Origin of the sequence: Streptomyces tibetensis (genome assembly GCF_007655005.1) — a bacterium.
Lineage (GTDB): Bacteria > Actinomycetota > Actinomycetes > Streptomycetales > Streptomycetaceae > Streptomyces > Streptomyces tibetensis.
Genome location: NZ_SZVW01000006.1, coordinates 375,203 through 394,488, shown reverse-complemented (window position 1 = coordinate 394,488; position 19,286 = coordinate 375,203). Strand labels below are relative to the sequence as shown.

At 71.0% G+C, this 19,286-nt stretch carries 18 protein-coding genes; 15 read left to right on the top strand and 3 right to left on the bottom strand.

All coding sequences use genetic code 11. The features are described 5' to 3' along the window. The first annotated feature begins 370 nt into the window (after positions 1-370). The 8 genes from FDO69_RS13290 to FDO69_RS13255 all read left to right on the top strand — a co-directional run bounded on the left by FDO69_RS13290 (position 371) and on the right by FDO69_RS13255 (position 8,970). On the top strand, positions 371-1,570 hold the full coding sequence (locus tag FDO69_RS13290) for an ROK family transcriptional regulator (RefSeq protein WP_104779987.1): 1,200 nt from the start codon (positions 371-373) through the stop codon (positions 1,568-1,570). A gap of 231 nt (positions 1,571-1,801) precedes the next feature. Then, positions 1,802-2,857, top strand: a complete 1,056-nt coding sequence (locus tag FDO69_RS13285) for an ABC transporter substrate-binding protein (protein WP_104779986.1) — start codon at positions 1,802-1,804, stop codon at positions 2,855-2,857. Then, entirely contained in the window at positions 2,854-3,717 is an 864-nt protein-coding gene (locus tag FDO69_RS13280; RefSeq protein WP_170320872.1) for an ABC transporter permease, read from the top strand. The genes FDO69_RS13285 and FDO69_RS13280 overlap by 4 nt, the downstream gene beginning before the upstream one ends. Further along, on the top strand, positions 3,693-4,427 hold the full coding sequence (locus tag FDO69_RS13275; protein ID WP_104779985.1) for an ABC transporter ATP-binding protein: 735 nt from the start codon (positions 3,693-3,695) through the stop codon (positions 4,425-4,427). Before FDO69_RS13280 ends, FDO69_RS13275 begins: the two co-directional genes overlap by 25 nt. Further along, the gene (locus FDO69_RS13270; RefSeq protein WP_104779984.1) at positions 4,424-5,767 is read left to right on the top strand and encodes an LLM class flavin-dependent oxidoreductase; all 1,344 of its coding nucleotides are present in this window, start codon (positions 4,424-4,426) and stop codon (positions 5,765-5,767) included. The genes FDO69_RS13275 and FDO69_RS13270 overlap by 4 nt, the downstream gene beginning before the upstream one ends. Positions 5,768-5,793: 26 nt before the next feature. Continuing rightward, positions 5,794-6,687 carry a TauD/TfdA dioxygenase family protein gene (locus FDO69_RS13265; RefSeq protein ID WP_104779983.1) on the top strand — a complete coding sequence of 298 codons (894 nt, stop codon included), beginning with the start codon at positions 5,794-5,796 and terminating at the stop codon, positions 6,685-6,687. 119 nt (positions 6,688-6,806) lie between these two features. Further along, on the top strand, positions 6,807-8,189 hold the full coding sequence (locus FDO69_RS13260) for an amino acid permease (RefSeq protein WP_104779982.1): 1,383 nt from the start codon (positions 6,807-6,809) through the stop codon (positions 8,187-8,189). Between the two features lie 133 nt (positions 8,190-8,322). Next, complete coding sequence (locus tag FDO69_RS13255) at positions 8,323-8,970, top strand: superoxide dismutase (RefSeq protein ID WP_104779981.1); 648 nt, start codon at positions 8,323-8,325, stop codon at positions 8,968-8,970. Positions 8,971-9,080: 110 nt separating this feature from the next. Here the strand turns inward: FDO69_RS13255 and FDO69_RS13250 are convergent, their stop codons facing one another. From FDO69_RS13250 to FDO69_RS13240, 3 genes are read right to left on the bottom strand one after another with little or no spacing between them, the layout of a single operon-like run. Beyond that, a complete protein-coding gene (locus tag FDO69_RS13250) occupies positions 9,081-9,857 on the bottom strand; it encodes an SAM-dependent methyltransferase (protein ID WP_104779980.1) in 777 nt (258 codons plus the stop codon). A gap of 12 nt (positions 9,858-9,869) precedes the next feature. Then, positions 9,870-10,493 carry a histidine phosphatase family protein gene (locus tag FDO69_RS13245; protein WP_104779979.1) on the bottom strand — a complete coding sequence of 208 codons (624 nt, stop codon included), beginning with the start codon at positions 10,491-10,493 and terminating at the stop codon, positions 9,870-9,872. Then, positions 10,490-11,974 carry an FGGY-family carbohydrate kinase gene (locus FDO69_RS13240; RefSeq protein ID WP_104779978.1) on the bottom strand — a complete coding sequence of 495 codons (1,485 nt, stop codon included), beginning with the start codon at positions 11,972-11,974 and terminating at the stop codon, positions 10,490-10,492. Before FDO69_RS13240 ends, FDO69_RS13245 begins: the two co-directional genes overlap by 4 nt. Before the next feature lie 156 nt (positions 11,975-12,130). Between FDO69_RS13240 and FDO69_RS13235 the strand changes: the two genes are divergently transcribed. From FDO69_RS13235 to FDO69_RS13205, 7 genes are read left to right on the top strand one after another with little or no spacing between them, the layout of a single operon-like run. After that, a complete protein-coding gene (locus FDO69_RS13235; RefSeq protein ID WP_104779977.1) occupies positions 12,131-13,552 on the top strand; it encodes an ABC transporter substrate-binding protein in 1,422 nt (473 codons plus the stop codon). Positions 13,553-13,556: 4 nt separating this feature from the next. Continuing rightward, the gene (locus FDO69_RS13230; RefSeq protein WP_104779976.1) at positions 13,557-14,441 is read left to right on the top strand and encodes a carbohydrate ABC transporter permease; all 885 of its coding nucleotides are present in this window, start codon (positions 13,557-13,559) and stop codon (positions 14,439-14,441) included. Further along, positions 14,438-15,262 carry a carbohydrate ABC transporter permease gene (locus tag FDO69_RS13225; protein WP_167526577.1) on the top strand — a complete coding sequence of 275 codons (825 nt, stop codon included), beginning with the start codon at positions 14,438-14,440 and terminating at the stop codon, positions 15,260-15,262. Before FDO69_RS13230 ends, FDO69_RS13225 begins: the two co-directional genes overlap by 4 nt. Further along, the gene (locus tag FDO69_RS13220; RefSeq protein WP_104779974.1) at positions 15,259-16,350 is read left to right on the top strand and encodes an ABC transporter ATP-binding protein; all 1,092 of its coding nucleotides are present in this window, start codon (positions 15,259-15,261) and stop codon (positions 16,348-16,350) included. The genes FDO69_RS13225 and FDO69_RS13220 overlap by 4 nt, the downstream gene beginning before the upstream one ends. Further along, positions 16,347-17,174: a DeoR/GlpR family DNA-binding transcription regulator gene (locus FDO69_RS13215; RefSeq protein WP_104779973.1), complete on the top strand. Its 828-nt coding sequence runs from the start codon at positions 16,347-16,349 to the stop codon at positions 17,172-17,174. Before FDO69_RS13220 ends, FDO69_RS13215 begins: the two co-directional genes overlap by 4 nt. Next, positions 17,152-18,240, top strand: coding sequence for an ABC transporter ATP-binding protein (locus FDO69_RS13210; RefSeq protein WP_104779972.1), 1,089 nt, complete (start codon positions 17,152-17,154; stop codon positions 18,238-18,240). Before FDO69_RS13215 ends, FDO69_RS13210 begins: the two co-directional genes overlap by 23 nt. Next, entirely contained in the window at positions 18,237-19,268 is a 1,032-nt protein-coding gene (locus FDO69_RS13205; protein ID WP_104779971.1) for a 2-hydroxyacid dehydrogenase, read from the top strand. The genes FDO69_RS13210 and FDO69_RS13205 overlap by 4 nt, the downstream gene beginning before the upstream one ends. The last annotated feature ends 18 nt before the right edge of the window (positions 19,269-19,286 follow it).

Here is a 19,286-nt window from a genome sequence, read left to right as displayed (position 1 = left end):
GACAAAGGCGTGGACCGGCCGTTGGTCGGCTTCGAACAAAGGATGCGGGTTACAGGGAGTCAGGCGTGATGCCCGTCACGGTGATGGAGTGCCGTGCGACACGGGAGCCGGAGATCGGGCGTCTGTAGGTTTCCCCCAACGGCATCGACTGCGCCGTCTCGCCCGTCGGTCGCCGTCTGGGCAGCCCGGGGCCGTTTTGCTAGCGTCGCGGACATGGTTGCCCAGGCCCGGTACTTCTCGTCGCGTCGCTACGTCGACCTGCGACGCCAGGGCACGGCCACCTGTCGCCGCCCTCGGTGAGGCGAGGCGGAGGGATCCGGCTCGCCGATCGAAACGGCGCAGTGTCGGACCGGCCTCCAGGAAGATTCCCATGCCCCGTACCGCGGCTCCCCTTCTGACGTCCCCCATCCCCCGTGTCGCCGACAGCGACCGGCGCCGCACCAGCGCGAGCGTCGTCCTGCGGTCCGTGCTGGAGCACGGGCCGGTCGCGCGCAGCACCATCGCCCGGCTGACCGGCCTGTCGCCGGCGTCGGTGACCGACTACTGTGCCCGCTTCGCCGAGTTGGGGCTCATCCGTGAGTCCGCCGAGCTGCGGCGCCCCAAGGGGGTGGGCCGGCCGCATCTGCCGGTCGATCTGGACGACTCCCGGTTCGTGGTGGGCGGCGTGCACGTGGCGGTGCCGTACACCACGGTCGCGCTGCTGGACCTGCGCGGGCGGGTGGTGGCCCGCAGCGAGGTTAAGCACGTGGGCAGCGAGCCCGCGCGGGTGCTGGGCCGGGCCGCCGACGCGCTGGCGGCGCTGCTCGCCGGGGCTCCCCGCAGCAGGGCGCTGGGGATCGGGTTCGCGGCGGGCGGCTGGGTGGACCGGGACTCGGGCACCGTCGTGGAGCATCAACTGCTCGGCTGGCGCGAGGTGCAGGTGCGCAAGGCACTCGGGGCGCGTACCGGGCTGCCGGTGCATGTCGACGGGCACGCGCGGGCGTTGGTGAACGCGGAGCGGTTGTTCGGGCGGGCGCGGGGCAGCCGCAGTGTGCTGCATCTGTTCGCGGGCAATGTGGTCGACTCGGCGTTCGCCACCCATGACGAGGTCCACCACGGGCCGCGCTCGCAGGCGGGGGCGATCGCCCATCTGCCGGTGCCGGGCGGCACGGAGCCCTGCGCGTGCGGCCGGGTGGGCTGCCTCCAGGTCGAGCTGAGCGAGCGGACGCTGTGCCGGCTGGCCCGGGAGGCGGGCGTCGTCGACGGGGTGAACCCGATGCACGTGGTCTCCGCCGCGGCGGCCGGTGACCCCGTGGCGGGGCGGCTGTTGCGGGAGCGGTCGCGGCGGGTGGGCCGTGCGGTCGGACTGCTGCAGGACGTCCTCAACCCCGAGCGGGTGGTCGTGACGGAGATCGGGGTCATGCACCGGGCGGACTGTCTGGCAGCGCTGCGGGAAGAGATCGGAGAGGATCGCGCCGCGAGCGTCTCACCGATCAGTTTCACGGATTCCGTACTGGCCGTGGCCGGCGGTTCGGTGGCGCTCGACGTTCTCTATCGGGATCCGCTGGCCGCGTCACCTGAGGCTATTTAATTCAGAAACTCGGAATGTTGACAGGACGGGCTGTTGACCAGGAACATCCTGTTCATGACCCCGCTCACGAGCTGTCGCACTCTCTGTTGCTGACCCGTTGACGCGCCCAGGCGCCCGTTCACGGAGCGCCTTCTTCTTCCCCGTGTGAATTTCACGTGAATTCCCCTGCCCGGCTTTTCCTGTCCGGAATTCCGCGTGCGGTGCCGCCTTCCATACCCAGGGAGTCCTCCCATGCCCTCTCCTGCCCTGCCCGGTCTCGACCGGCGTCTGTTCCTGACCTCACTGCTCGGCGTGACGGCCGCGGCGGCCGGACTGAGCGGCTGCGCGGACAGCAGTGCCGCCGCCGAGGAGGCCTCCGACGCTCCCCTGGCCTCCAGGGTTCCCGCCGGTACGAGCCTGAAGATCGCCTCCTACCAGAACGCGCAGCAACTCCAGTTCAAGCTGGCCGGTTTCCGGGATCTGCCGTTCAAGGTGGCCAACTGGCTGAACATCGGCGCGGGACCCGATGTCATCAACGCCTTCCGCGCGAAGTCCCTGGAGGTCGCCAACAACGCGGGCATTCCGCCGATCCAGGCGCACTACCAGGGCTTCGAAGCGAAGATCGTCGCGATCGACATCACCCGGAAGCCCAACTACCTGTTCGCCACCAAGCCGGGCAGCGACATCCGCACGGTCGCCGGCTTCAAGGGCAAGCGGCTCGCCTTCTCCCAGGGCCAGGCACAGGGCGTGGTCCTGCTGCGGGCGCTGAAGAAGGCCGGGCTGGCGTACGACGACGTGGAGCTGGTGCCGCTGACCAGCAACCAGTTCCTCACGGCCCTGCAGTCCGGGCAGGTGGACATTGCCCCGCTCGCCAACACCCAGGCGCCGGCGTATCTCGCGCAGTACAAGTCGGCCCGCACCATCACCACGGACGTGGTGGACCTGCTCAACCTGTTGTGGGCGCCGGTTTCGGTGCTGAACGACAAGGCGAAGGCCGCCGCGATCGCCGCGTACATCCCGTACTGGGCGAAGGGCCAGGTGTGGACCTACGAGCACCCGGACCAGTGGAACGAGCAGTTCTACGTCGGGACGCAGAACCTGACGCTCCCCCAGGCGAAGGCCATTACCGCGTTGGCCAACAAGCCGCTGTTCCCGCCCCGCTGGGACGAGGCCATCAGGTGGGAGCAGGAGACGGCCGATCTGCTCGCGGAGGGCGGCTTCGTGAAGAAGTTCGACGTCTCCGAGCTCTTCGACCACCGCTTCGAGTCCCTCGCGGCCAAGGCCGTGCCCGCGGAGTACCGGAGGTGACCGCCGTGACCACGACGACGCACACGAGCGCGCAGGCTGCCGTAGTGCTCGCCCCGGTGGAGGGGACGCACCAGGTGCGCAGGCGCCGGCGGCTGGCTCCCGGCAAGCGGCTACCCGCCGCCCGGCTCGTCGGACCGGCCGCCCTCCTCGCGCTGTGGGGCGCCGCCTCCGCCGCCGGTCTGCTCGACCCGGGCGCGATCCCGGCCCCGTGGACGGTGCTGGAGACGGGCAGCCGGCTGTGGACCGCGGGCACGCTGCCGGACGACATCCTGACCTCGCTGCAGCGCGCGGCCACCGGCTTCTCGATCGGTCTGGCCGTGGGGATCCTGCTCGCGCTGGCGTCGGGGCTGACCCGGACCGGTGAGGCTTTGATCGACGGGACGGTCAACCTCAACAGGGCGATCCCCACCCTCGGTCTGATCCCGCTGTTCATCCTGTGGCTGGGCATCGGGGAGACCTTCAAGATCGCCATCATCGCGATCGTCGTCTACATCCCGATCTACCTCAACACGCACGCCGCGCTGTCCGGCATCGACAGCCGCTTCGTCGAACTCGCCGAGGTGCAGGGCCTGTCGAAGGTCCAGTTCATCCGCCAGGTCGTCGTCCCCGGCGCTCTGCCCGGCTTCTTCGTCGGCCTGCGGCTCGGGGTCACCGGATCCTGGCTGGGTCTGGTGGTGCTGGAGCAGATCAACGCCACCAGCGGCCTCGGCTACATGATGTTCCAGGCGCAGAACTACGGCCAGACCGACGTCATCCTCGTCGGCCTGGTCGTCTACGGCATCTTCGGCCTCATCTCCGACAGCGCGGTCCGTATCGTCGAACGGAGGGTGCTGTCATGGCGCCGCACACTGAGCAGCTGACCCGTCCCGCCGTCCGACTGCGCGGCCTGACACGGTCGTTCGAGGGGCGCACGGTCCTCGACGGCATCGACCTCGATCTGCCCGCCGGGCAGCTGACGGCCCTCCTCGGGCACAGCGGCTCCGGCAAGAGCACGCTGCTGCGGGCGATCGCCGGACTCGATCACGGAGTCACGGGCAGCGGGCAGCTCACCGCGCCCGAGCGGGTGTCGGTGGTCTTCCAGGACTCCCGGCTGCTGCCCTGGCGGCGGGTCCTCGACAACGTGCTGCTCGGCGCGGAGGGCAAGGACGCCGGGCGCAAGGGCCGTGAGGCGCTGGAAGAGGTGGGCCTGAAGGGCCGCGAGCGTGCCTGGCCGGGCCAGCTGTCCGGCGGCGAGGCCCAGCGCGCCGCCCTGGCCCGGTCCCTGGTGCGCGAACCGGAACTGCTGCTGGCCGACGAGCCGTTCGGCGCGCTGGACGCACTCACCCGGATCCGGATGCACGGCCTGCTCCGGGAGCTCTGGGAGCGTCACCGGCCCTCGGTGCTGCTGGTCACCCATGACGTGGACGAGGCGATCGTGCTCGCCGACCGGGTGCTCGTCCTGGACAACGGCCGGATCGGCCTCGACCTCACCATCGACCGCGCGCACCCCCGGTCGTACCGCGACCCCCTGCTCGGCGAATACCGGGAGCGGCTGCTGGCCGCGCTCGGTGTCACGGAGGACCACCGATGACCCGCAGACAGCTCCACCTCAACGCGTTCCTGATGAACACCGGTCACCACGAGGCGTCGTGGCGGCTGCCGGAGAGCGACCCGTACGCGCATGTGGACCTGGCCCACTACGTACGGCTCGCCCGGATCGCCGAGCGCGGCACCTTCGACTCGCTGTTCCTCGCCGACGGCCCGCAGCTGTGGAACAGCGTGCAACAGCGGCCCGCCGGGGCGCTGGAGCCGATCACCCTGCTGACCGCCCTGGCGACGGCGACCGAGCACATCGGCCTGATCGCCACGGCCTCCACGTCGTACAACTCGCCGTACAACCTGGCCCGGAAGTTCGCCACGCTGGACCACCTCAGCGGCGGCCGGGCGGGCTGGAACATCGTCACCACCGCCGGTGCCGAGGCCGCCCGCAACTTCGGTCTGGACGCCGAACCGGCGCACGCCGAGCGGTACGCGCGGGCCGCCGAGTTCCTCGACGTGGCGCTGAAGCTGTGGGACAGCTGGGAGGACGACGCGATCGTCGCCGACAAGGAGGCGGGCGTGTGGGGCGACGACGCGAAGATCCACCCGCCCCGGCACCAGGGCCGCTACTTCAGCGTCGAGGGGGCGCTGAACGTGCCCCGCACGCCCCAGGGTTACCCGCTGCTCGTGCAGGCGGGCTCCTCCGAGGACGGCAAGCGGTTCGCCGCGCGCTACGCGGAGGCCGTGTTCACCGCCCAGCAGACCATCGAGGACGCGCGGGCCTTCTACGCCGATCTCAAGGCCCGGACGGTCGCGGCCGGCCGGGACGCCGACCACATCAAGGTGCTGCCGGGCATCGTCCCGGTGATCGGCTCCACGGAGGCCGAGGCGCTGGCCAACGAGCGGCTCCTGGAGGACCACATCGTGCACGCGCACGGCGTGGACCGCCTGGAGCGGCTGCTGCAACTCGCCCCGGGCTCCCTGGAGCTGGACGGTCCGCTCCCCGCCGACCTGCCGCCGGAGAGCGCCATCGAGGGCGCCAAGAGCCGCTACACGCTCGTCGTGGAGCTGGCCCGGCGTGACCGGCTCACCGTGCGGCAGCTGATCGGGCGGCTGGGCGGCGGACGCGGGCACCTCACCTTCGCCGGGACGCCCGAGCAGGTCGCCGACACCATCGAGCTGTGGTTCGAGTCGGGCGCCGCGGACGGCTTCAACATCATGCCCGCGGTGCTGCCGTCCGGCCTGGAGGCCTTCGTCGACCACGTCGTCCCGATACTGCGCGCCCGCGGACTGCTCCGCACCGAGTACGGCAGTGCCCGCCGCACCCTGCGGGAGCGCTACGGCCTCCCGCGCCCCGCCAACCAGCACGTCATCATCCCCGCCCTCGTCTGACCCCCCCTCATCCGGAAGAAACCGTCATGGCCATCGAGATCCACAAGGTCACCGCGCACATCGGCGCCCGCGTCGAGGGCGTCGACATCACCAAGCCCCTCGGCCAGGAGACCTCCACCGCCCTGCGGGACGCGCTCAACGCCCACAAGGCCCTGGTCTTCGACGCGGAGGGCCTGGACGACGCGGGCCAGCAGGCCTTCGCCGGCCACTTCGGCGACATCACCACCGCCCACTCGACGGTGTCGGCCGTGGACGGCGCCCCGAACGTGCTGCCCGTCGACAGCGAGCGGGGCCGGGCCGCCAACAACTGGCACACCGACGTCACCTTCGTCCTCAACCCGCCGCAGGCCAGCACCCTGCGCAGCATCACGATCCCGCCGTACGGCGGCGAGACGCTGATCGCCAGCTCGGCCGCCGCCTACCGCAACCTGCCCGCGTCGCTGCGGAGCCTCGCCGACAGCCTGTGGGCCGAGCACACCAACGACTACGACTACGCCGTCGCCGAGGAGGACGTCGACGAGGAGCAGGCCGCCCGGCGCGCCCAGTTCACCTCGATCAAGTACCGCACGGTCCACCCGGTGGTCCGCGTCCATCCGCTGACGGGCGAGCGCGGGCTGTTCATCGGCGGTTTCGCCCAGCGGATCGTGGGCCTGTCGGCGGGCGAGTCGCGCAAGATCCTGGACCTGCTCCAGGCGTACGTCACCCGGCCGGAGAACCTCTTGCGCCACCGCTGGTCGCCGAACCAGCTCGTCCTGTTCGACAACCGCATCACCCAGCACTACGCCGTCGACAACTACGACGGCCTGCCCCGGCGCCTGCACCGGGTGACCGTCGCCGGGGACATCCCCGTGGGCATCGAGGGCAAGGAGAGCTACTCCATCGAGGGCGACGCCTCGCACTACACACCGGTCGCCGCCTAGCCACACAGAGCGACACGACAGTCCACATGGTGGGATGCCTCTCCGTCGGGCGGAGAGGCATCCGAGACTGGCGGCGTTTTTGCCTCGTACGCCTCTCACGCATAGGACGAGTCGCGCCCATGCCCAGCAGCACCACCCCGGGGACGCCGCCCAGCGCGGACGACGTCTCCCTCTCCCACGGCCTGAAGCAGCGCCACCTGTCGATGATCGCCCTCGGTGGGGTGATCGGGGCCGGTCTGTTCGTCGGCTCCGGTGCCGGTATCGCCGCGGCCGGTCCCTCGATCGTGGTCGCCTACGCCCTCTCCGGCGCCCTCGTGATGCTGGTGATGCGGATGCTCGGCGAGATGTCGGCCGCGTATCCCTCGTCGGGGTCGTTCTCGGCACACGCCGAGCGGGCGATCGGCCCCTGGGCGGGATTCACCGCCGGCTGGTCCTTCTGGGTGCTGCTCTGCACGGCCGTCGGCCTGGAGGGCATCGGCGCCGCGAAGATCGTCACCGGCTGGCTTCCGGGCACGCCGGAGTGGGCATGGGTGGCGCTGTTCATGGTGGTCTTCTGCGCCACGAACCTGGCCGCCGTGAAGAACTTCGGCGAGTTCGAGTTCTGGTTCGCGGCGCTGAAGGTCGGCGCCATCACCCTGTTCCTGGTGCTCGGCGTCCTGGCGATCCTCGGGGTCCTGCCCGGCACGGACTCCCCCGGCGCGAGCCACCTCACGGACTTCCTGCCGAACGGCGGTGAGGGCCTGGTCATCGGCCTGCTCGCCTCGGTCTTCGCCTACGGCGGCCTGGAGACGGTCACCATCGCGGCGGCCGAGTCGGAGAACCCCGTCAAGGGCGTCGCGAGCGCCGTCCGCACGGCGATGTGGCGCATCGCGCTGTTCTACATCGGCTCGATGGCCGTCATCGTCACGCTCGTCCCCTGGGACTCCGAGGCGGTCGTCGAGAAGGGCCCGTACGTCGCCGCCCTCGACGAGCTCGGCATCCCCGGGGCCGGCCAGCTGATGAACGTGGTCGTCCTGGTGGCCCTGCTGTCCGCCATGAACGCCAACGTCTACGGCGCCTCCCGCATCGCCTACTCGCTGGTGGAGCGTGGGCAGGGCCCGAAGGGGCTCGGCCGGGTCTCGGGCGGGGTGCCGCGGATCGCCGTGCTGGCGTCCTCGGTGTTCGGGTTCGCGTGCGTGCTGCTGAGTTACTGGCGGCCGAACGACGTGTTCGCCTGGCTGCTGAACATGATCGGCGCGGTGATCCTGGTCGTCTGGATCTTCATCGCCGTCTCACAGCTGCGCCTGCGCCGCCGCCTGGAGCGCGAGGCACCCGAGAAGCTGGCCGTGCGCATGTGGGCGTTCCCGTGGCTGACCTGGGTCGCCCTGGCCGGTATGGCCGCGGTCTTCGTCCTGATGGCCCGGGAGCCGGACACGCGGGTGCAGCTGTATTCGACGGGCGGGATGATCCTGGTCCTGGCCGCGGTCGGGTACGCGTGGCAGAAGGCCCGCGCCAAGCAGTAGGAAGCCCACCGCCGAAGGCCCCCGCGACACACGCGGGGGCCTTTCGCGTGCCCGGACCCCCACCGGAGCTCTTCTGCTGCTAGCGTGCAGTTGCAAGCTATTTGCAATAAGAGGTCCGGAGGGGATCCCGCGCATGCCCGTCTACACGCTGCCTGAACTGCCCTACGACTACTCCGCGCTCGCGCCCGTGATCAGCCCCGAGATCATCGAGCTGCATCACGACAAGCACCACGCCGCCTATGTGAAGGGTGCCAACGACACGCTGGAGCAGCTTGCCGAGGCGCGGGACAAGGAGACGTGGGGTTCGATCAACGGGCTGGAGAAGAACCTGGCCTTCCACCTGTCCGGGCACATCCTGCACAGCATCTACTGGCAGAACATGACCGGCCCCAAGGACGGCGGCGGTGAGCCGCTGGCCGCCGACGGTGTGGGGGAGCTCGCCGACGCCATCGTCGAGTCGTTCGGGTCGTTCGCCGGCTTCAAGGCCCAGCTGACCAAGGCCTCCGCGACCACGCAGGGTTCGGGCTGGGGCGTGCTGGCCTACGAGCCGCTGAGCGGGCGGCTGATCGTGGAGCAGGTCTACGACCACCAGGGCAACGTCGGCCAGGGCGCCACCCCGATCCTGGTCTTCGACGCCTGGGAGCACGCCTTCTACCTGCAGTACAAGAACCAGAAGGTCGACTTCATCGAGGCGATGTGGCAGGTCGTCAACTGGCAGGACGTGGCGCGGCGTTACGAGGCCGCCAGGTCCCGGGCGGATGTGCTGCTGCTGGCCCCCTGAGGCCCTGAAGCGTCCTGCCTCGTGATCGTCTTCTCACCTTTCACGCACGGCAGGCGGAGGAAGGGAAACCCCCGCGAGGACGTGACTCGCGGGGGTTTCCCATGGGCGCGCTACGGCTTGCGGCCCAGCCCGCCGTGCTGGCCGATCGGCTCGGTCGGCGCGCCCGGCTCGGGGTGCCACAGCGGCACCGAGACCACGCCCGGCTCCACCAGCTCCAGGCCCTCGAAGAACGCCTCGATCTGCTCCACCGGCCGCAGGAAGTACGGGACCGCGCCCGTCTCGTTGTAGGCGTCCTGGGCCTGCTCGTAGGCCGGATCCGTGCCGCGGGAACCCTCGTTGAGGGAGAGGTGACTGCCGGAGGGCAGACCGGCCAGGAGGCGGCGGACCAGGTCACGGGCCTGGTCGTAGTCGGCCACGTGGCCCAGGATGCCGCTGAGGATCAGGGCGGTGGGTCGGGTGAGGTCGAGGGTCCTGCCGGCGGCCGCGAGGACCTCCTCGGGCTCGAAGAGGCTGATGGGCTCGTAGGCCGTCGCGCCCTCGGGGGTGGAGGTGAGCAGGGCGCGGGCGTGCGCGAGGACCAGCGGGTCGTTGTCCACGTAGACGATCCGCGCCTCGGGGGCCAGGCCCTGGGCCACCTCATGGGTGTTGTCGACGGTCGGCAGGCCGGTGCCGACGTCGAGGAACTGCCGCACACCGGCCTCCTGGACGAGGTACCGGATGCTGCGGCCCAGGAAGGCGCGGCTGCTGCGGGCGATGGTGACGATGCCGGGGAAGACGGCGGTGTACGCGTCACCGGCCGCCTCGTCCACCGGGTAGTTGTCCTTGCCGCCCAGCCAGTAGTTCCAGATCCGGGCCGAGTGCGGCACCGACGTGTCGATCTGCGTCATGTGCCCATGGTGCTACGGCACATGAGCCTCGCACGGCACATTGAGTGAGAGGAGTGCGGCGGAACCGTCGGGGTTCATGCGCAGTTCGCTGATCGCCGCGTTCCGCAACCGCGGGAGCACTCTGCGGTACTCGCTCACCGGGATCGACAGCAGGCTGCACAGCACCAGCCGCAGCAGGGTGTTGTGGGCGACGACCAGGACACGTTCGCCGGGATGGGCGGCGGCGATGCCCCGCAGGGCTTTCACGCCACGGGCCGCCGCGGCCAGCGGGTCCTCGGCGCCGGGGAAGGAGTGCTCCACCGGGTCGGCCCGGTAGGCCGCGGCCCACTCGGGGTCCTCGGCCTCGAACTCGGCGAGCGTACGGCCTTCGAGGATCCCGAAGTCGCATTCCCGCAGGTGGGGTTCGCTCTGGGGGGTGAGGCCGAGGGCGCGGCAGGCGGGCTCGGCGGTGGCGACGGCCCGGGACAGCGGGGACGTCCAGATCGCGTCGACGGGGTGGGCGGCGGCCCACCGGCCGAGGGCGTCGGCCTGGGTGCGGCCGGTGTCGGTGAGGTCGATGTCGCTGATGCCGGCGTAGCGGTTCTCGGCGTGCCAGACGGTCTGTCCGTGGCGGACCAGCAGGAGGGTCGTACTCATGAGGTGGAAGTATCCCGGTTCAGCCGGCCGTGCGCGTGCGCGGCGACCGGGGCGGGCAGCCAGCCGCGGTGCCGCAGGGCGTCGACGAGACGCGCGTACGGCTCGGCGAAGGCGGCCGTGCGGCCGGGGCGGGGTTCGACGACGGTCCGGACGCGGACCATGCGCTCGGCGACGTCCGCGAGCGCACCCGCCCCCGACGCCCCGTACGCGGCGAGCGCCGCCATGCCCAGGGCCGGTTCCGTCTGCTCGGGGACGCGGGCCGGGCGGCCCAGGATGTCGGCGCGCAGCTGGTTCCAGTAGGGGCTGCGGGCGCCGCCGCCGGTGAAGGTGAGCGGGCCGTCCAGGGGGGCGCCGAGGTGGTGCAGGTAGTCCAGGCACAGGCGCTCGGCGAAGCCGACACCCTGGAGCAGCGCGGCCCACAGGTCGGCGTCCTCCGCGGGGTCGCCCAGGATCAGCGGGGTCGCCTCCGGCGCCCGGAAGGGGAACCGCTCCCCCGGTGACACCAGCGGGTAGACGACCGCACGGGACGGCTCGTACGCGGCCGCCCGCGCGTCCATGCCGGCCGGGTCGGCGTCCGGGAAGCGCGCCGCGAGTGCCCCAGCCCCGACGCTCGACGCCCCGCCTGGCAGCCAGGTGCCGTCCGGGGCGCGGTGGTTGTAGACCACGCCGGTGGGGTCGCGGACCGGGTCGCGGGCGGCGCCCTTCAGCACGAGCGTGGTGCCGAGCACGGAGTTCCAGGAGCCGGGCCGCAGTGCGCCCGACGCGATCTGAGCCGCGCAGCCGTCGGTCATGCCGGCGAGCACCGGTGTGCCGGCGGGGATGCCAGTGGCGCCGGCGGCGGCCGAGGAGACCTCGCCGAGGCGCGTCCCGGGGCGGACGACGTTCGGCAACAGGCCGTCGGGAACGCCCAGTTCGGTCAGGGCGGCCTCCGGCCAGCGGTCGCCGTCGAGGTCGTAGCCCGTCTTCAGGGCATGGCTGGAATCGGCCGGGGGCGGCTCGCCGGTGAGCCGGGAGACGATCAGGTCGGGCTGGTGCGTCAGGCGCAGCGAGGTGCCGCCGTACTCCCCGAGCAGCCACAGCGCCTTCGGCAGCGCCCAGGTGTCCTGGACGGCGAGCCCCGCCCCGCGGGCCCGCGAGGCTTCGGCCTTGGCCCGCCCGTCGTCGTACATCAGCGCGGGGCTCACCGGGCGGCCCGAGCCGTCGGTCAGCAGGACCGTGCCGGAGGTGCCGCACACCGCGAGGCCGCCGACCGGCAGGTCCGGGGGCGCGGAGCCGAGGGCCGCCCGGGACGCCGTGCACAGCGCCGCCCACCACCGCAGCGGGTCCTGCTCGTGCCGCACCCCCTCCCGCCGGCCCGTCAGCGGGGCCGAGCCGCTGCCGAGGACCGTGCCGTCGGCGGTGACGAGCAGCACGCGGACGCTCTGCGTGCCCAGGTCGATGCCCAGCCAGCCCGCACCCTCGTCCGCACCGTCGTTCACCATCCGGAACCTCCCGTGCCGTCGCAGCCGGATCTGTGAACTTCTCACTGTGCCCCGATATTTTCCCGTGCGCGAGGGATTGACGCCCAACTTCAGCCGTTCCACCCTCTGTTAACGAGTCGACTCGACGTGTTAACCAGGCTCCACGCGGAGGTACGGATGGACACGCACGTGCACGACCGCCGGCGCTTCCTCGCCCTCGCCGCAGGGGTGGCGGCGGCCCCGTTACTGACGGCCTGCGGCGCCGGTTTCGGCGGGAACGACGACAAGGGCGACGGGTCCGCGGCGGACGACGTCACCGGTTCCTTCGACTGGAAGCGGGAGAAGGGCACCACCGTCAAGGCCCTGCTCAACAAGCACCCGTACACGGACGCCCTCATCGCCGACCTCAAGTCGTTCACCGAGAAGACCGGCATCAAGGTCGAGTACGACGTCTTCCCCGAGGACAACTACTTCGACAAGCTCACCGTGGACCTGTCCAGCGGGCGTGCCTCCTACGACGTCTTCATGCTCGGTGCGTACATGGTGTGGCAGTACGGGCCGCCGAACTGGCTGGAGGACCTCGGCCCCTGGATGCGCAACTCCTCAGCGACGGGCGCCGAATGGGACCAGGCCGACTTCTTCCCGAACCTGCTCCAGGCCGACCAGTGGTCCCTGAAGGCGGGCGCGCCGCTCGGCCGGGGCGGCCAGTACGCGCTGCCGTGGGGCTGGGAGACCAACGTCGTCGCCTACAACACCGAGCTCTTCAAGAAGCTCGGCGTGAAACCCGCCGAGTCCTTCGACGAGCTGACCGAACTCGCCGGGACCATCAAGCGCAAGGCGCCGGGCGCCGGTTTCGACGGGATGTACGGGATCGCCGTACGCGGGTCCAGGAGCTGGGCCACCATCCACCCGGGCTTCATGACGATGTACGCCCGCAACGGGCTGAAGGACTTCACGGTCGACGGCGGCAAGCTCACCCCCGCCATGAACAGCCCGGAGGCCGTCGCCTTCACCGAGGACTGGGCCCGCATGGTCAAGCAGGGCGGGCCGCCGTCCTGGACGTCGTACACCTGGTACCAGTGCTCCAGCGACCTGGGCGCGAAAAAGGCCGGGATGCTGTTCGACGCCGACACGGCCGCCTACTTCCAGGCGGTGAAGGGCGCCAGCCCCGCCTCCGGGAAGATCGCCTTCCACCCGGGACCCAAGGGCCCAGGCGGGTCGCTCGCCACCAACATGTGGATCTGGTCGCTCGGCATGAACGCCAAGAGCAAGAAGAAGAGCGCCAGTTGGCTGTTCCTGCAGTGGGCGACCGGCAAGGAGCACCTGCGCAGGAGCGCGATCACCCACAACCACATCGACCCGGTGCGCAAGTCGGTGGCGGACGACGCCGCGTACAAGGACAAGATGCGGCATCTGCCGGGCTTCCTGGAGACCTTCGAGACGGTCGTCGACCAGACGAAGATCCAGTTCACCCCGCAGGCGCAGTTCTTCGACGCGACGACCAGCTGGGCGGCGGCCCTCCAGGAGATCTACGGGGGCAAGGGCGCGAAGTCGGTCCTGGACGGGCTGGCGGACGACCTCGCCCGCAAGGTGGGCTAGAGCGATGGGGTGGCGGCTCGCGCTGCGTCCGTACGTCCTGATCGTCCCCGCCCTGCTGCTGACCTGCGGGATCCTCTACCCCTTCGGGCTCGGCCTGTACTACACGCTGTTCGACTTCTCGGCGAGCAAACCGCAGCCGGACATGGTGCGCTTCGAGAACTACACAGCCGTCTTCACCCAGGAGGCGTTCTGGAACTCGGCGTGGGTGACGGTGTTGTACGCGGTGGGGGCGGCCCTTGCCGAGACCGTGCTCGGCGTGGCCGTCGCCCTGCTCCTGTACCGGTCGAGCCTGATCGGCCGGGTGCTGGAGAAGATCCTGATCCTGCCGCTGATGATCGCCCCGGTGATCGCGGCGATCATCTGGAAGCTGATGCTCCAGCCGTCGGTCGGGGTGGTCAACCACCTGCTCAAGCCCTTCGGGCTGGGCGGGGTGCAGTGGACCGACACCCCGACGGGCGCGCTGCTGTCGTCGATCGCCGTGGACGTGTGGGTCTACACCCCGTTCGTGGCGATCCTCGCCCTCGCCGGTCTGCGGTCGCTGCCCACCTCCCCGTTCGAGGCGGCGGCCGTGGACGGCGCGGGGTGGTGGTACACCTTCCGCCGCCTGACCCTGCCGATGCTGTGGCCGTACGTCCTGGTCGCGGTGATCTTCCGGTTCATGGACTCGCTGAAGGTGTTCGACATCATCTACGCCCTGACGGAGGGCGGGCCGGGTGACTCGACCGTCGTGCTCCAGATCCGGGCGTACCTGGAAGCCATCCGCTTCCAGCGCTACTCCTTCGGAATCTCCTACACGATCGTGCTGTGGGCCGTGGTGTATCTGGCCGCGATGGTGCTGGTGAAACACCTGGGGAAGATCCAGCGGAAGGCCGCGGAGGTCTCCACATGAAAAAACGCCTGGCGGGGTGGCTGTGCGACGCGGCCCTCGTCCTCTACTTCGTCTTCGCGCTGTTCCCGATCGCCTGGATGGTGATCCTGTCGCTGAAGCCGACCGACCAGCTCTTCTCCACCTACTTCTCCTTCTCCCCCACCCTCGACGGCTACCGGACGGTCCTCGGCGACAGCGAGGGCATCCCGTTCGTGCGGTTCTTCGTCAACAGCCTGGTGGTGTCGGTCGGGGCGGTCGTGCTGTCGCTGGTGGTGGGGCTGCCGGCGGCGTACGCCTCGGCGCGGTGGCGGTTCAAGGGCTCCGAGAACCTGATGTTCACGCTGCTGTCGTTCCGCTTCGCACCCGAACTCACCGTGATCATCCCGCTGTTCGTGCTCTACCAGAAGCTCGGTCTCTTCGACACGTACGTCGGCATGGTGTGGGTGCTGCAACTCGTCACGCTGCCGCTGATCGTGTGGATCATGCGGTCCTACTTCGCCGATCTGACCCCGGAGCTGGAGCAGGCGGCTCTGCTGGACGGCTACACCCGCAAGCAGGCCTTCTTCAGGGTGGCGCTCCCGCTGGTCAAGCCGGGCGTCGCGGCCGTGTCGCTGCTGGCGTTCATCTTCGCCTGGAACAACTTCGTCTTCCCGCTGATCCTCACGTCCAACGAGGCCCAGACGGTGACCGTGGGCGCCCTGTCGTTCCTCGGCGGGGACCGGCCCAAGTACAACCTCACGGCAGCCGCCGCGCTGGTGTCGGTCGTACCGCCGCTGCTGCTGGCGCTGACGATCCAGCGGTATCTGGTGCGGGGCCTGTCGTTCGGGGCGGTGAAGTCATGATCCGGCTGAGCGGGATACGCAAGGCGTACGGGAAGACCCTCGCCCTGAACGAGCTCGAACTGGAGGTGCGGGAAGGCGAGTTCTTCTGTCTGCTCGGACCGTCCGGGGCGGGCAAGACGACCACCCTCAAGACCATCGCCGGGCTCGAACAGCCCGACTCGGGCACGGTCGTGCTCGACGGCGAGGACATGCGGGGTGTGGAGCCCTACGACCGGGGCGTGGCGATGTGCTTCGAGAGCTACGCCCTCTACCCGCACCGCTCGGCCTACGACAACCTCGCCTCGCCGCTGCGCTCGCCCCGGCACCGGCTGCCCGCCGACGAGGCCCGGCAGCGGATCGGCGCGATCGCCGAGCTGCTCGGCATCTCCGGGCTGCTGGACCGGCCCGTGGGCCAGTTGTCCAACGGCCAGCGGCAGCGGGTCGCCCTCGGCCGGGTGCTGGTCCGCCCCGCCCGGGCCTTCCTGCTCGACGAGCCGCTCTCCCACCTCGACGCCAAGCTCCGCCAGCAGATGCGGGCCGAGCTGAAGGCGATCGGGGCCGTGCAGCACACCACCACCCTCTACGTCACCCACGACTCGGTCGAGGCGCTCGCGCTCGGCGACCGGATCGGGGTCATCCGCCAGGGCCGGATCGTGCAGACGGGCACACGGGAGGAGATCTGGTACCGGCCCCACGACACCGAGGTCGCCCGGGCCTTCGGCCGGCCCCGGATCAACCTGCTGCCGGGAGTGGTGACGGAGAGCGGCGTGCGCGCGGACGGCGGTGTGGAGCTGCCGGTCCGCGCCCGGGCCGCACCGGGCACGGAGGTACTGGTGGGCCTGCGCCCCCGGGACATCGCCCTGCACGGCGGCGAGGGCCACGAACTGACCGGGACCGTGTACGTCACCGAGGTGCTCGGCCGGTCCGTCGAGGTCACCGTGCGGCTCGGGTCCGGGGAGCAGCGGGTGTCGCTGGTGGCCGCCAGGGCCGACGCGGCGCGCCTTCGTGCGGACGATCCGGTACGGCTCGTGGTCCGGCCTGAGAACCTGCTGCTGTTCGAGGCCGACCGGCCGGAGCGACCGGGACGACGGATAGAGACCGAGTCATGAGCAGCAACAGCAGTGGTGGACAGCAGGGGCCCGCGGCACGCCAGGCCGCCATGGCCGAGCAGGTGCTCGCCGACGGCTCGGCGACGGCGGCGGAGCTCGCCGAGCGGTTCGGGGTGAGTCTGATGACCATCCACCGGGACCTCGACGAGCTGGAACGGCAGGGCATCGTACGGAAGTTCCGGGGCGGGGTGACCGCGCAGCCGTCGGGGGTCTTCGAGTCGAACGTGCAGTACCGGCTGAAGTCCATGCGGACGGAGAAGGCGGCCCTCGCCGAGCACGCGCTGCGCATGGTGGAGCCGGGGATGGCGATCCTGCTGGACGACTCCACGTCCACGCTGGAGATAGCCAGGCGGCTGCGCACGGCCGAGGTCACGCCGCTGACGGTCGTGACCAACTTCCTGGAGGCCATCAACCTCCTGTCCGACCAGCGGGGCATCCATCTGATGGCGCTCGGCGGCGACTACGACCCGCTGCACTCCTCGTTCCTCGGGGTGTCGTGCGTGGAGGCCGTCGAGCAGCTGCGGGTGGACGTGTGCTTCGCGTCGACGTCGGCCGTGCACGGGGGGTACGCCTACCACCAGGAACAGCACATCGTGTCGGTGAAGCGGGCGATGCTCGACGCGGCGGCACGCAACGTCCTGTTGATCGACCACACCAAGCTCGGCCGGGTCGCCCTGCACCGGGTCGTCACGCTGTCCCGCTTCGACACGGTTCTCGTGGACGACGGGGCGACGCCGGAGGCACTGCGGGATCTGGACGAGCACAAGGTCCGTTACGAGGTTTGCGCGATGAAGGGCGGCCATGACGGGACTGGAGCTACGTGAGCTGCGCAAGACCTACCGGTCGCGCGGGCGGCCCTCGGTGGAGGCCGTCCGCGGGATCGACCTGAACCTGCGGTCCGGGGAGCTGCTCGGGCTGCTCGGGCCGTCCGGGTGCGGCAAGTCGACCACCTTACGGATGATCGCCGGGCTGGAGTCCGTCACCGGCGGGGACATCCTGGTCGGCGGGACGTCGGTCGTCGAACGGCCCGCCCAGCAGCGGAACATCGGGGTCGCGTTCGAGAACTACGCGCTGTATCCGCCGCTGTCGGTCGCGGAGAACCTGGCGTTCGGCCTGAAGGCCCGGCGCGGGGCCGCCCGCGGTTCCCGGGGGGATGTCGAGCGCAAGGTGAAGGACATCGCCGAGCGGGTGGGCCTGACCGACCTCCTCGGCGCCCGCCCGGCCGGCCTCTCCAGCGGCCAGAAGCAGCGCGTCTCCCTGGCCCGCGCCCTGATCCGCGAACCCGACGTCCTGCTCCTCGACGAACCCCTCTCCCACCTGGACGCGGCCCAGCGCGACTCCACCCGCCGGGAACTCAAGCGCATCCAGAAGGACTTGGGCCACACCACGATCCTGGTCACCCACGACCAGGAGGAGGCCCTCTCCCTCGCCGACCGGATCGCCGTGATGAAGGACGGCGTCATCCAGCAGCTCGGCACCCCCTACGAGATCTACGACAGCCCGGCCAACGTGTTCGTCGCGGACTTCGTCGGCGAACCGGCGATCACCCTGCTGCCCGGCATCGCCGACGGCGACGGGCACGCCCGCCTCTCCGACTCCGTGCGCATCGCGCTGCCCCTGCCGGTGGACCGGGGGCGGGAGGTGGTGGTGGGAGTGCGCCCCGAGGACGTCCGGCTCACCGCCGACGGCGGACTGCCCGCCCGGGTCGTCGCCCACGAGCCGCTCCTGGAGTCGGGCCTGGCGACCCTCGCCCTGGGCGGGGTCGAACGGCATCTGGTCGTCCTCACCGACCCCGAGGTGCGGCTCGCCCACGACGAGCGGGTCCGGGTCGCCGCCGATCCCGGGCACACCCACGTCTTCGACGCCGAGACAGGAGCCTGTCTGCGATGACCGACCGAAACAGCGTGCGTGTCGTGGCCGCCGGTGACCACTTCGTCCTGCCGTCGCTGATCACGCGGGCGGTGGAGCACGAGGTGGAGCGGGCCGACGTGACGGAACTGCGGCTCGGCTGGCCGCTGGAGCCGTTCGGGCCGGTCGCCGAGGTGCAGGAGGCCAGTGACGCCGAGGACGCGATGATCGAGGCGCTGGCCGGGGCCGAGGTCCTGGTCACGCAGATGGGACCGGTGACGGAGAAGGTCCTCGCCGCCTGCCCGGATCTGAGGCTGGTCGTGGTCTGCCGGGGCGGACCGGTCAACGTCAACCTGGACGCGGCCAGGAGCCGTGACGTGCGGGTGTGTTTCGCGCCGGGCCGCAACGCCGCGGCCACCGCCGAGTTCACCGTCGGCATGATGCTGGCGGCCCTGCGCCGCATCCCCCAGGCCCACGAACCGCTCGCCCGGCGGGGCAGCTGGGAGGGCGCGACGTACTACACCTACGAGCGGAGCGGACTGGAGTTGGAGGACCTGCCCGTCGGGCTGGTCGGGTACGGGGCCGTCGGCAGCCGGGTCGCGCGGGCGCTGTGCGCGTTCGGGGCCCGGGTGATGGTCCACGACCCGTATGTGCACGGCGAGATCCACGGCCTGCGGGTGGCCTCCCTCGACGACCTCCTGCGCCGCTCCCAGGTGGTCACCCTGCACGCCCGGCTCACCCCCGAGACGCGGGGGCTGATCGGCGCCCGGGAGCTGGGGCTGCTGCCGTCCGGCGCGGTGGTGGTGAACGTGGCCCGGGGCCCGCTGCTGGACGAGGGCGCACTGTGCGACGCCCTGGAGAGCGGGCGGGTGTCGGCGGCGGCGCTGGACACCTACGAGCGGGAGCCGCTGCCGGCGCGGTCCCGGCTGCTGGGACTCGCCGACCGCGTGGTCCTCACCCCCCACCTGGGCGGGGCGTCACGGGCGGTCGCGGAGAAGGCCGCCCGGATCGCCGCCGAAGAGGTGGGCCGCTGGGTGCGCGGGGAGCCGCTCGCGCACTGTCTTACCTGAGGACCGGGAGGAGAGCCG